A 12,417-nucleotide genomic window follows, 5' to 3' on the forward strand; every position below is an offset into this window, starting at 1 on the left:
CAAGGTTAAGGGATTGGGGCTCTGCAAGCCCGCTCACTTAGTCCATTATTAAACATGTGCAATTGAGCTATTTTCTCCAAGTTAAAGGTAAGCATCGCCTTCATCGGAAATTTTCAAGTCAATTGACGCATTCCGTTTTCCTTATTCATTAATTCCACCGATTGAACCAATTCTTGATCCTTTGTTTATTTTTCTCAAGAACCTCCTTGGAAGTCCGGTTGTCTTTTTGTTTTTTCCATTCAAAGAAAGATGCAATTCCGATAAGCAGCCCTCCGCCGATGATTAAGTACAGCCACCATGGCATCTCGCTCCACATCGAATTGGTATTCATATAGACATTGAATAAAATCGTCCCAGTTCCAGCGATGAAATAGGATTTGTATTTCATCATGAATCCAAACAGCATTGCTGCCAATGACAAGGTTCCGATAATGAGGGCATCATATAAGGTGTTTCCTGCCATTGCATCAATGATCAAGGCCAAAAACAAAAGGGAAACTATACCACTTTCGATATATTGTGTGATTTTGCCTTTAACAAGGATTTTCCTCAGCAGAGTGGTGCTGACAATGAACAGCGGCAGAATATTAACCTCCTCCTCAAGTACAGGAGGGATCGTGAGCTGATCGACAATGACCCAATACGGATATAGACTGAACAAAATCGCTGCCGCCAACTGGAATTTCCTTTCCAACATGTCTGTCGTCGTGCTTCTCATCAAAATGAAATAGGCCGGAATCAGAAGTGCCGCGAAGATTTCCAAAATGAAATGTGCCGGTCCCCCCGTCAAAACATCCATGTTCATGGCAAGAAGAAACAGCAGACCATAGACTCTGTAAAAATCCAATTGAAGTCCTTCCCTGCCTTTATCAAGCAAGCCTTTAAAGTATTTCCTGCTTATCAGTACCATTATGGCCGTACACCCAAAAAGGACTGCCATTCCAACGAAAGGCTGTAATGTGTCGGCGTACATGATGATGATCCAATACGGATACAAACTGAGAACTCCCGTCAGCCAAACGTAGATGCCCTTTTCTTTTACATCCTTTGTGAAACTTCCAATCAAGATGAAGTAAACCGTGATCAAGAGCGATACAAAAACTTCGAGTAACGGGGTCAATGTTTCAGTTACTGGAAATCCCCGATTCATGGCCAGTAAAAACAGCAGGCCATATATCCTGTATGCATCGATGGTGATTCCTGTTTCTTCCTTTTTGATTAAACCATCGAAATAACGCCGGCTCAAAAGCAGCATCCCTGACATACAGCCGAAAAGGAACAACAATCCCATTACAACCGATAAGCTGTCGGCATACCCGACGATGATTACGAAGGGATACAGACTGACTAGTGCAGCAATATTGGAATAGATTTTCCTTTCTAGCTTTTCCGCTGTCAAGCTTCTCAGGAAAATGAAATAAGCGGTTAACAGCAGCGATACAAAGACTTGGAGTAACTGATGCTTAGTATCATTAAAAACCTCTGCATTCATATCGATCAAAAAGAATAAACCATAAATCCTGAAAGGATCAAAGCTGATGATACTTGATTCAATTTTCTTGAGTAATCCGCTGGAATACAGCCTGCTTAACAACAACATTCCTGCCATACAGCCAAAAAGAATTGCCAAACTCGTGGCGATTGGGAGTGTATGGGCATAGTCTATGATATTGATGAACGGGAAAAGGCCGATGATGGCCGCTATTCCCGAGTAAATGCTTTTTTCTTTCTTATAGATCGTGAATCTTTCCATTAGGATGAAGTAGCCCGGCAACAGCAGGGAAACAAAAATCCCCAAAATCGCAGAATCTGTATCGCTCATAAACACTTCCAGATTCAGAGTACACAGATATAACAAGCCAAAAATCCGATAATAATCAATGACTCTCTTCGTTCCGTCTTGGTTGAGCAATCCTTTGAAAAGGCGTCTGCTAGCCATCACCATCACAGCCATACATACAAGCAATACGATAATCGCCATAACCAGAGGTAATGTATTTACATACATATTATAGAAGATGTACGCCAGACCTAGAGGAACCACAACATAGTTCCGCCAATTCCTTTGCATGAGGAGATACCAGGCAAACAAGAGCTGTGCAGTCATCACCCCTACCCAGACCAACTCCCGGTTAAGCGGGAAGTCCCGGATTGCCGTTTCCAAAATGGATATGCTTATCCCTAAATGAATGAATGGAATAAGGTAATACTCCATGATGCCTTTCCAATTCTTATTGGATAACGCCCACAGAATGGTTATGAGTCCTGCTGTAATCATCAAGCATATTGATGTAATGAATACCATTTGCTCCATGTTTACGACAAATAAATGGACCTGCAGGAAAAGGACTGAAAACCCTAGGTACGTAAAAACATATTTTTCCCATTTCACGTGCGCCCTTAAAGCACTCAAAATATAAATCAACAGTTGTGCAACATATAGTAACGGTGAGCTTTCCGTATGAATAATGAGCAAATATCCAACAGGAATCGCCAGTAAATTGGCAAGGTGACTTGCGTAAAAGAAACACAGTTTCCCATTTTTCGAATATTTCCCAAGCCATTCTCCTAATAGGAAAAAGATAATGGGGCCGAGCAACACGAACGCAATCCTCAACACCATTGAAGCAAAATCAAAAACATCGTAGAGTGAAGCATATAAGCTGGCACTTGTAATCACGACAGGCACCCAGAATATTTGCTTCCTATGGATATGGACGGACCAGCCGTTTATTGCAGTAGCTACGGCAATCACTCCGCTTGCCTCCAAAGGATTCAGTGAATCGAATGGAATCGATATCAAGGAAAGGAAGGAAAGAATCTGTCCGCTATATGCAAAAACAGGAAAGAATTTATGGTATCCCTTTTTAAATGTGTAAGCTGCACCGATGGAAATCAGTGAAACACCCATTAAATAGACGCTGAGTGGGATATTTGACCGAACCCATTCTAAACTCTCCAACAAATATGGATAGAAAGCAACCAAAGCCAGTACGAAAGTGATTGGAAATCCGTATAAGGCGTTTTCCTTCATATGCTTTGATTCGTCTTTTATATATGTGATGAAGAAAAGCCCAGAGATCATGGCGAGCGCCGCACTAACTGCAAGCCAATCCATTTCGCTGAATTTAATAGTCAGTATCACTAACATGATCATTGGGGAGATAAGTAAGATACTCTTCTTAAACAGGCTGTACCTTGGGTGACGATTATATAAATATACTCCAAGATATTGAATGACCTGAATAACAAAAATCAGATTTAAGATGGTAGAAAAAGAGACTGGCAATGCAAAGAAAAGATATAGTAACGCTAAGTCGAAAATAACAACAGCCGGGTACGTGAGGCTTGAATTTCTCGAATGAAGGGAAAAATAGGTAAGCTGAGCGGAAACTAACATGAGCGCGACGAATATTTGCGCATAGTTCTCCTCGTACACCATCGCGTTACTATATAAGAAAACGATCCCGCTCCCAATCAAACTGGTGAACATGAAGTTTTTGGAAAGCTTAGTCATTTTGGATTTAGCCAGATATTTCGATAGCATAGTAAAAATGATTGGTACAAGTGCAAATGCAGTGATCATGTACTCACTTAAAAACGAGTTATAAACAAGATGGATATATCCATACGTGAAAATGGCGCTAAAAGCCATTTCATAATATTTTTTTTGGAATTTGACCGAAAAAATTAAAAACAAAACAGAAAAAACCATTAACGTTAGCGAATACAAAAAGTTGCTTGAAAATAACGTCAGGATTACAAAGGTCTCCACGATAATCTTAAACTGGATAAATTGAAAAATGAATGGTTTAAATAACGTTAATGCTTTTTGATTTTTCAACTGCTCAATATTCCATAATATTATTAAATTAAGAACGCCAATCGTCAAAAACATCCACTCGATAGTCGGCGTCACAAAAGCCAATCCGAAATAGCAGGTAATGCCAAACGTGAATATTGAAATGAAAATGAATATTTTCGACTTGAAGTAGTCAGCAATCTTACAATAAATGGCTAAGCAGAGTAATCCCCCAAGAAACCCCAGAAGCCCCCGCCCCCCACCATTAAGTGAAAGGTACTCTCCAAAAATCCGATAATATGAAGCTGATAAAATCGTAATCGGAATGAATAAACCCGCTAGCGTCAGGAATGCAAAAGAGGTCTGTTTAATTTTCAGCTTCGAAGCGATGAAGGCCATCCCTGCAAAAATGACGGATATCATTCCAATGAAGAGAACTTTCAGGACCGCATTCAGATCCCCCCATGAAGTGGTTGCTAAAATCAACCCGCCAAACAGAAGCAATATGACCCCAGTGAGCAGGATGACAGAAATATTCCGTTCCCTGATTTGCTCAGGTGTTTTCTTCGGCTTTGCCGGTTTTACCGGTTTCTCCCGTTTGATGGCCTGCTGTTGAATAACCGGTTTCCTATCAGTAATTTCCTTGACAGGTTCAAGGCTTTCCTCGAAAACGGATTCACTAGGAGCATACCCGGCCTTCTCATCTTTCATTTTCGATTCGTTCAATCCACTGGATTCCTGTAATTGCAATGAAGATTCTTCAATCAGGCTATCCTGAACCCTCTTATCGGCACTTTCGCCGATTATCGTTTCAGTTCCATGGGTGGATTTCTTTTTTACTTGCTCTAAGCGCTTTTGTTTATGGAGGGCTAATTGGAAATGCCGATTGTATGCCCTGCTAATCCGGATATATTCTGATTTAGGGATGAGCCGCCTTTCCCATAAAACATCCAGCTCTTCTTGGAAAATACGCTTCCTTCTTTCTAATGTCATTTCTTCGTTTGAAGAATCATTCATTCCAAGCTTCCCCTTCCTTCAAATAGACCTTCTATCATCTTATGTATATTCTCTTTTCGATAATAACAAACTTTTTCCATTTTTAAAATATTTAGGATAATGCACCAAGAGTGTTCCTGCTGACTCAAAAAAAAGAATGACTTCCATAGAAGCCATCCAACGTCCCTATATTGATTTTACTTTATCCTCGCTCCTGATAATGCATAAATAAACGATCATTGAAATGAAAATCGAGGCGGCTGCCGTGATATAGATGCTCCTATAGCCGAAGAGGAAGCCTATCTGCCCGAACACGATGGCTCCTATGCCCACTCCAAGATCGAAAAATGAAAAGTATGTGGCATTCGCCATCGCCTTCCGATTGGGTGCCGTCTTTTCAATCGACCATGCCTGCAGCGCAGGCTGGACAGAACCGAATCCGAATCCATAAAGCACTGCCGCAATGTAAAGGACCGCTTCACTCGGCATCCACGCAAGCAGGAGCATCCCAGCCATGATGAGTACTGTTGAAGGCACGAATATGGCTCGATGTCCCCTTCGGTCATATAATCGACCTGCGAATAATCTCGTGACCATGAGGGCCATTGCATATACTAAAAAGTACCACTGAATTCCATCTACACCTTTTTCCGCTGTATACAGGGGAAGGAAGGTTGCAATTCCACCAAATGTAACGGAAATGAAGAAAATGAGCAATGATGGCTGAAGGGCACTTTTTTCATATATATCAAACCTTTTGGCCCTGACAGCCGCGGAAGGATCACTTTCCCCTTTTTGATACCGAATAAGTGATGCTGTAACGATGGCAAACAATCCTAATAATGAACAGATCAAAAACAACTCTTGAAACGGAAGGACCGTAACTAGAAAAAGACCCAATGATGGCCCGAATGCCAATGCTAAGTTACCCGATAATCCGTAATACCCCATCCCCTCACCACGCCGTTTCGCAGGGATTATATCGGAAGCAATCGTTCCTGAAGCCGTTGAGGAAAATCCCCAGCCGACGCCCTGTACAATCCGCATCATGAATAACAAGCCGATGCTCCCCATAAAACCGAAGGAACCCACTGACAATGCAAAAATGGCTAAACCGGCAAGAAAAATCATGCGCCTTCCCTTCGTCTCCAATAATCTGCCGGCAATTGGCCGAACGAGCAAGGCCGAAAAAGTGAAGATTCCAAGGACAGCCCCCACCAGGCGATCGTCACCGCCAAGCTGTTCTACAAACAGCGGGAGGGTCGGCATCGTCATTTGAAAACCCATGAAGATGCACATATTTGCCAAACAGATCATGATGAAATCACGTGTCCAGATTTTATCAGTCCCTCTTACCCGTTCATCCACTAAGGTTTCCCTCATATCCCTTCACCTTCTAATTATAATAGTCATTGCCAGTTTACTAAAATTGGTTAAAATAAGCGAATGATTTATTTCGTGTACCTAAATATATATATATAAATAAAAGCCCAGTATGACACTGGGCTCCCCCTATATCTTTCATCTACCCGCCCTAACGAGTTTCTGTTCTTTTCTTCGCCGTTTATCTTGAAACATTTTTTGATCCGCTTCCATGAATAAACTATCCATATTTCCTTTTGAATGCGAACGGTAAGCATGCCCGAATGACATACTGATGTGAGGGCCTTTTTTTAGGGAGTTTTGCAAAAGGATTTCTTCCTTTAATAATTCACAAAGAGATTCCACTTCTCGCTTGCTTCTATCAATCAGCAGAATGGCAAACTCATCTCCTCCCACTCTCGCTAAAACAGCGATGTCCGAGAAAATCCGTTTCAATAGATTGGCCGCTTCTTTAATCAATTCATCCCCTTTCTTATGGCCATACGTATCATTCATATATTTCAGCTCATCTAAATCACACAGAATCATGGCAACCGGAGTATCAAAATCCAGATTGGATTTGGCAAATATATTATCAAAAAACTGTCGATTATGGATATTCGTTAATGGGTCATGGGACATTTGATACTCAATATCCTGTATGAATCTCACTCTTTCATCGATATTGCGAATGATTCCTTGAACGGCTACCAATTGCTCTTTTTCATATATAGGTGTAGCATATTCCTCGAACCACAAAAAATCCCCCTCGATATTTCTCCAGCGTTGAATGACCGGCTTAGTATAATCAATCCCACCATATATCTTTTCATTCAAGATTTCAAAGTCATCAGGATGAATCCTTCCGAAAGGGGAGGAAGGGTCATTGTATGCTTCTTCCAAGACACCTTGACCTAAAAGTGTATTGATGGATGGACTTAGGTACCTAAACTCGGAACTTGGGTTTGTTTCGTAGCAGTAGATAATATCCTGAGAACTTTCCACTATATTAAAAACCTTTTTTTGCACTTCGAATCCTTTCTTCTGATAGTCCTTTTCCCTTTTCTTGCGAGTGAAGATCGAACGTTTAAATATATCCAATGACAATTTATTGAATTTCATTCCACAGCCCCCATACTTTTGAAGTCATTTTCATTAAAATCTTTAGATTTGATGGCGGACTTACACACATTACTTTTAACATAATTATCCTTTATTTATTATAATTCCAAAACTTCTAAAAGGAAAAACTTTAAATGTTTTTCCTTTACTCCTTAAGTAAAGGGGACAGCTTCTAGCAATGACCGCATAATTGAAAAAAACCGATTCCAATTGGATCGGCTTTTTCATGCTTCACGACTATTTCGTTATCTCGATTTTCCCATTATTAGTTTCCAATTTCACTAGATTTTCACCTTTGCCAATGACAGTATCTCCCTCATACTTACCAAGGATATCCACTCTCCCATTGTCAACATGAACATCGAAAGTTGTATTTGTCGGTTCCTTCTCCGTTTTGATCATGATTTTACCATTATTACTTTCGAAGTCGATCTCCCTATCCAAGTCTTTCGTGACCAATGTGATTTTACCGTTATTCGATGACCCAACCAGTTTTCCTTCCACATTATTAAGCTCTACTTTTCCATTAGCAGATTTCACTTCAACTTTTTCGGTTATTATATCATTTAATTCTACCCGGCCATTTTGAGATTTCACTTTTAGATTTTCGCTTTTCAATCCTGATATTTGCAATTTTCCATTATCGGATTCGGCGACAAAGGATTTATAAGATTCATCAGGCACATACACCTTTAAATGTAGGGATTGAATATGAAAACCAAAGCTAAAGGTACGTCGATCTTTTAATTGTACCGAAAGCTTCTTCCCTTCCACATCTGCAGTGAAATCCAACTTGGAAACATCCATCCCTTTTGAAACCAACTCTATCCTGGTCTCCTTATCCTTCGTTGGAACGATCTCTACAGCTGCATTGTCAGTGTCGATCTGAATGTCCGTTACGATTTCCGATATCGTTTTTTCCTCTGTAGTAGTTTCCTTATTCGTCACTTGGGAAAACGTAAACATACTTCCTATTACTCCGATCAATAACAATACAAGTGCAAAGATCGATAATTTTTTTACATTAATCATTTTTCAAACCGCCTTTCACAAGAGAAGCGTTAAATTTTAAATAGCGAACGAACCCTTTAGTTAAAGCACTAGTAGCGACAAACATTCCCATGGCAATGAAAATGCCAATCCCACATAGTCCCAATGCGAAGAAAAGATCGAATAATTGAAAGTTACCTATCGCAAGGTTAAAAAGAACGCCAAACGGAGCTAGAATGAACGCTATCGCCGAAGCCCATCCTGCAATGACAACTCCGATCAATGCTATAAATGGCCCCAAAACGATCACTAAATTAAAGAATCCCAAACCAATGACTGCCCAAACTGCCCGCATTACATTACCTGCAGAAGTCGTTTGTTCGACCTGACCAAGACGATAGGATGCCATCAGTTCCTTGGAAATCTGTTTAGGATTCCCAAGCGATTTGGAGATTTCCTGCTCTGACTTTCCTTCTTCCTTTCCAATTTCGAAGTACTCTTCGTAATCTTGAAGGATATCTTCCCGTTCCTCTAAGGAAAGTCTGGTTAAAGAAGCATTCAATTGTTTTAAAAATTGTTCTTTATTCATTGGTTCACACCTTCCTTAATTAATTGATTGACCCCATTGGAAAATTCATTCCATTCCGTCAACAACTCTTGAAGGTATCTCCGGCCTTTGTCGGTTAATGTATAATACTTGCGCGGAGGCCCTTCTGTTGATTCTTGTAAATATGTCGTAAAATACTCTTCCTTCGTCAATCGTCGTAAAAGTGGATATACCGATCCTTCCGATATTTCAATTTGATCCGATATCTTCTGTACAAGTTCATACCCATAGCGATCCTGCTTATCCAATAAGACCAGGACACATAGTTCCAGGACACCTTTCTTAAATTGCACATTCATAGCACCAACACTCCTTCCAAGAGTTCTTTAGTATAGTTCAATAAACAGTACTGAACACCGAACAATACATCATATGTAAATAATTTACCACATGGTACTGTTCATTGCAAGGTACTATAAATATTTTTTTGGTTTTACATGCATTCCAATAAGGGTAGAAGAAAATTAACATTATATTCAAAGCTGCAAGAGAATACGATGTATAATAGTAAAATGTGGAAGGAGGAGTTACTTTGGCCAACAAAGAAATAACAAAAAAGCAATTCGAGTTTCTTGAACATGAATTTAATTACCTTGAAAAGGAAGGAGTCATCTCCCAGCAAGAGAAAGTGAGGATGTTAGATTCCTATGACGTAAAAGGTAATTTGAGCTTCATCACTATTCTATTATCCATTGGCGCACTTCTTTTAGGTTTGGGCGTATTGACCTTCGTAGCCAGTAACTGGATCTATTTAAGTAAAGCGGTTAAATTCCTGCTTATCATTGCATGCCTCATCGGAGTGAACTTTGCTGGCGTGAAGGTGCAGGTACGCTTTCCCAAAACGTCACGAAGTCTGCATTATGCAGGTATTCTGATCTTTGGTGCAGGGATTTTTTTAATCGAGCAGATGTTTAATATCAGCATCAATTTCAATAGTTCCTTTTTATTATGGGCGATCGGTACGGTATTCATTGGATATTATTTGAAGGATGTCTTCGTTCTCCTTTTTACATCTTTCCTGCTTTTCATTTATATTAACGGAAGTATATTCGTTGATGAAACGTCTTATCCGCTTGCCATTCTTGTATTTCTACCGGCTTTATACATTATGTTAAAGAAATTCGATTACCCTAAATATCTGACCTTTTTCATTAACGCTTTAGCCATCAATACAATTGCCTTATTTCTTATGGAATTCGTGCCTAAGCTGGAGTTTGAAAATTCGAATACGATTGTCCTTTCCATTTTGTTTGTACTGGGAATCGTACTTGCCTATATTCCGGTAAGAGCCAAACTACAAAACATCACCCACATACAAGGGCATATCTTACATGGTATAACCGCACTCTTCCTTACCTTTGATTTTTCAATCTGGTTCCCTTTAGCTTATTTCGTTTTTCTGCTTTATCTCATTCTAAAAGGCAGTTTGACCAGTATCGTGATAATATGTGCACTGATTTTCAGATATTACATCTACTCCTTTGACTTCCTGCCAAAATCGCTTACATTCATCATCGGTGGAATAATGCTTATCGGTTTTGGCTTCTTCTTTGAAAATCAACGAAAAAAAGGAGGGGAGCTCAATGAATAATCCGTTATTCCGGCCACTTATCGTATTTTCCATTCCAGTCTTGATTCTGTTAGTCTTGGCGATTCCTCCGGTCTGGACAACAATGACAGGAGATGTAATCAAGATCAAAACAGCCCCGGTCGACCCGACTGATTTGTTTAGGGGAAGCTATGTGGCTTTGAAATATGAAATTGAATCCGTTAAGCCATCACAAGTCGATGACTCGATTAAAACCGAGTTCCATACAAGAAATATGGGTGATTTTAAAAAGGTATATGTACGTTTAAAACAAAATAAGGATGGACTATACGTTGTCGATTACGTAACGAAAGAAAAACCCGGCAAAGGCGTTTACCTAAAAGGGGAATTGGAAATCCCATATGACCTGCAAAATGCTGAAACCATTCAAATCAGATACGGTCTGGACAATTATTTCGCATCCGAAGAAAAGGCAAAGGAAATGGAGAAGGAAGCATTGGCCAATCCTTCAGTCGCCGTCGTAAAGGTTCGTAATGGGAATGTTGTTTTAACGGATATCATCATTAAATGAATGAACCCGGAAATGACTAGCAAAAAGAGCATCGGTTTTTCGATGCTCTTTTTATTGCTGGACTTTTTTCATATGAATATCAGATGTTACTTAATGACACGTTTTGCCCCTATATATTTTTCTTTCCAATACTTATCACTCATTTTGACCACCTTGACCCCTTTGGTGGTGGTACCGATAAATGTACCATTTCCATAATAGATTCCTACAAAAGAGACCTGCCCTTTCTTACCTGTCGCATAGAAGACCAAATCGCCCGCTTTTAAATCTTTTTGCTTAACGGCCTTTCCCGTTTTATACTGGTCCGCACTCGTTCTTGGAATCTTCATTTCTGTGGCGGCATTTTTATATACATACTGGGTTAGACCGCTAGCATCAAACCCTTTAGGGGTCGTCCCCCCATATTTATATTTGCTTCCCACCTGCTTCTTTGCCAAAGCGGCAACTTCATCGCCATAATTGATAGAGGCTGAAGCATTAGCCGGACTGAATATGAATACCGTCAATAATGCTCCGATCAAAACTATGGCTGCAAGCCATTTTGAAACTGGTAAACTATAACTCATCCTTTTTCCTCCCTAAACTGAAAATGAACCACAATTTTAAATGTATGCTTCATTTCGGTTTTCAGACCAAAATCATTTTTAATTGGTGCGATCATCATTTTTGCAAAAAAACAAATAACCAGATAACGCCGTTGTGTAGCAAGTTACGGTGTTATCTGGTATATTCTACTCTTCAATAGATGAAAGAATAGTGCCCATTACTTAGGCTCCTCGTATTGTCGTGCATTCTCACTATCGCTTAGACCTTTAGTGGTATGATCGACCACACCGCCGACCCCAAAGAATGTAAGCGCTATGAAGTTAATGATGCCTAAAGCCCCGTTCAATGCATCATCAGTAATGGTAAAGCCTATAGGGGTAATGAAATTGTTTATGAACGCGGCAACCATCTGCGCCAATAATAAAAGCCCAGGAAGGAGTACCGTGAATATAAACGTCGGATTCTTAAGACGCACTTTCCAGTTGATCATTGCTTTTCCCCCTCTCTATCATATTAAGTCCGAAAATGGATGCGGACTTGCTATATATTATGCGGCTTGTCCTTTTTACGTTCGGAAATTCCATAAATCTCTCTAGTTTCCCATTACATAAAAAAAAGCCCATCGGTGGATGGACCTTCTCTCAAACTTCAAAGTAGTTTTTAAAAACACTAGAGAGCGCCTCACTTTAACAAGTAAGCAACAACTTCCTCAAGCTCTATATACTCCTTTGTGTGCCAGTTGATTCCTTCCTTTACTAAATAAGCTTCTGCCTCTAAAGGAAGTCACCGTCCGCAAATCTTTTCTCTCAATCTCCCCCGGAATGGATACTGCCAGCCAAAACCGTTTATACTGCTGAGCCAATTTATAACCT

General features: G+C 40.0%; 10 protein-coding genes. 2 read left to right on the forward strand and 8 right to left on the reverse strand.

The genetic code is table 11. The features are described from left to right. Window positions 1-148: 148 nt before the first annotated feature. From ABC374_RS21485 to ABC374_RS21510, 6 genes are all read right to left on the reverse strand, one after another. Window positions 149-4,819 carry a hypothetical protein gene (locus ABC374_RS21485; protein ID WP_413019681.1) on the reverse strand — a complete coding sequence of 1,557 codons (4,671 nt, stop codon included), beginning with the start codon at window positions 4,817-4,819 and terminating at the stop codon, window positions 149-151. Window positions 4,820-4,984: 165 nt separating this feature from the next. Next, window positions 4,985-6,181 (reverse strand): MFS transporter, encoded by a 1,197-nt coding sequence (locus tag ABC374_RS21490; RefSeq protein ID WP_413019682.1) that lies wholly within the window; start codon window positions 6,179-6,181, stop codon window positions 4,985-4,987. 138 nt (window positions 6,182-6,319) lie between these two features. Further along, window positions 6,320-7,282, reverse strand: a complete 963-nt coding sequence (locus ABC374_RS21495; RefSeq protein WP_413019683.1) for a sensor domain-containing diguanylate cyclase — start codon at window positions 7,280-7,282, stop codon at window positions 6,320-6,322. Between the two features lie 237 nt (window positions 7,283-7,519). After that, window positions 7,520-8,314, reverse strand: a complete 795-nt coding sequence (locus tag ABC374_RS21500; protein WP_413019684.1) for a DUF4097 family beta strand repeat-containing protein — start codon at window positions 8,312-8,314, stop codon at window positions 7,520-7,522. Next, a complete protein-coding gene (locus tag ABC374_RS21505) occupies window positions 8,307-8,861 on the reverse strand; it encodes an HAAS signaling domain-containing protein (protein ID WP_350300282.1) in 555 nt (184 codons plus the stop codon). The genes ABC374_RS21500 and ABC374_RS21505 overlap by 8 nt, the downstream gene beginning before the upstream one ends. Beyond that, on the reverse strand, window positions 8,858-9,178 hold the full coding sequence (locus ABC374_RS21510) for a PadR family transcriptional regulator (RefSeq protein WP_101225495.1): 321 nt from the start codon (window positions 9,176-9,178) through the stop codon (window positions 8,858-8,860). The genes ABC374_RS21505 and ABC374_RS21510 overlap by 4 nt, the downstream gene beginning before the upstream one ends. Window positions 9,179-9,411: 233 nt before the next feature. Here ABC374_RS21510 and ABC374_RS21515 point away from each other — a divergent pair, with 233 nt between their 5' ends. Next, window positions 9,412-10,470: a DUF2157 domain-containing protein gene (locus ABC374_RS21515; protein ID WP_413019685.1), complete on the forward strand. Its 1,059-nt coding sequence runs from the start codon at window positions 9,412-9,414 to the stop codon at window positions 10,468-10,470. Next, the gene (locus ABC374_RS21520) at window positions 10,463-10,999 is read left to right on the forward strand and encodes a GDYXXLXY domain-containing protein (protein ID WP_350300284.1); all 537 of its coding nucleotides are present in this window, start codon (window positions 10,463-10,465) and stop codon (window positions 10,997-10,999) included. Before ABC374_RS21515 ends, ABC374_RS21520 begins: the two co-directional genes overlap by 8 nt. 86 nt (window positions 11,000-11,085) lie before the next feature. Here ABC374_RS21520 and ABC374_RS21525 read toward each other — a convergent pair whose 3' ends face one another. Beyond that, window positions 11,086-11,565 (reverse strand): C40 family peptidase, encoded by a 480-nt coding sequence (locus ABC374_RS21525; RefSeq protein ID WP_413019686.1) that lies wholly within the window; start codon window positions 11,563-11,565, stop codon window positions 11,086-11,088. Between the two features lie 197 nt (window positions 11,566-11,762). After that, entirely contained in the window at window positions 11,763-12,035 is a 273-nt protein-coding gene (locus ABC374_RS21530; RefSeq protein ID WP_350300286.1) for a phage holin, read from the reverse strand. Window positions 12,036-12,417: the final 382 nt, after the last annotated feature.

The sequence above is a fragment of the Peribacillus phoenicis genome, from assembly GCF_047238085.1.
Classification (GTDB): Bacteria; Bacillota; Bacilli; order Bacillales; family DSM-1321; genus Peribacillus.

Excerpts from the sequence above, each read along its gene's own strand:
- ABC374_RS21485 (WP_413019681.1), bottom strand. The coding sequence starts at position 4,819 with ATGAATGATTCTTCAAACGAAGAAATGACATTAGAAAGAAGGAAGCGT.
- ABC374_RS21490 (WP_413019682.1), bottom strand. The coding sequence starts at position 6,181 with ATGAGGGAAACCTTAGTGGATGAACGGGTAAGAGGGACTGATAAAATC.
- ABC374_RS21495 (WP_413019683.1), bottom strand. The coding sequence starts at position 7,282 with ATGAAATTCAATAAATTGTCATTGGATATATTTAAACGTTCGATCTTC.
- ABC374_RS21500 (WP_413019684.1), bottom strand. The coding sequence starts at position 8,314 with ATGATTAATGTAAAAAAATTATCGATCTTTGCACTTGTATTGTTATTG.
- ABC374_RS21505 (WP_350300282.1), bottom strand. The coding sequence starts at position 8,861 with ATGAATAAAGAACAATTTTTAAAACAATTGAATGCTTCTTTAACCAGA.
- ABC374_RS21510 (WP_101225495.1), bottom strand. The coding sequence starts at position 9,178 with ATGAATGTGCAATTTAAGAAAGGTGTCCTGGAACTATGTGTCCTGGTC.
- ABC374_RS21520 (WP_350300284.1), top strand. The coding sequence starts at position 10,463 with ATGAATAATCCGTTATTCCGGCCACTTATCGTATTTTCCATTCCAGTC.
- ABC374_RS21525 (WP_413019686.1), bottom strand. The coding sequence starts at position 11,565 with ATGAGTTATAGTTTACCAGTTTCAAAATGGCTTGCAGCCATAGTTTTG.
- ABC374_RS21530 (WP_350300286.1), bottom strand. The coding sequence starts at position 12,035 with ATGATCAACTGGAAAGTGCGTCTTAAGAATCCGACGTTTATATTCACG.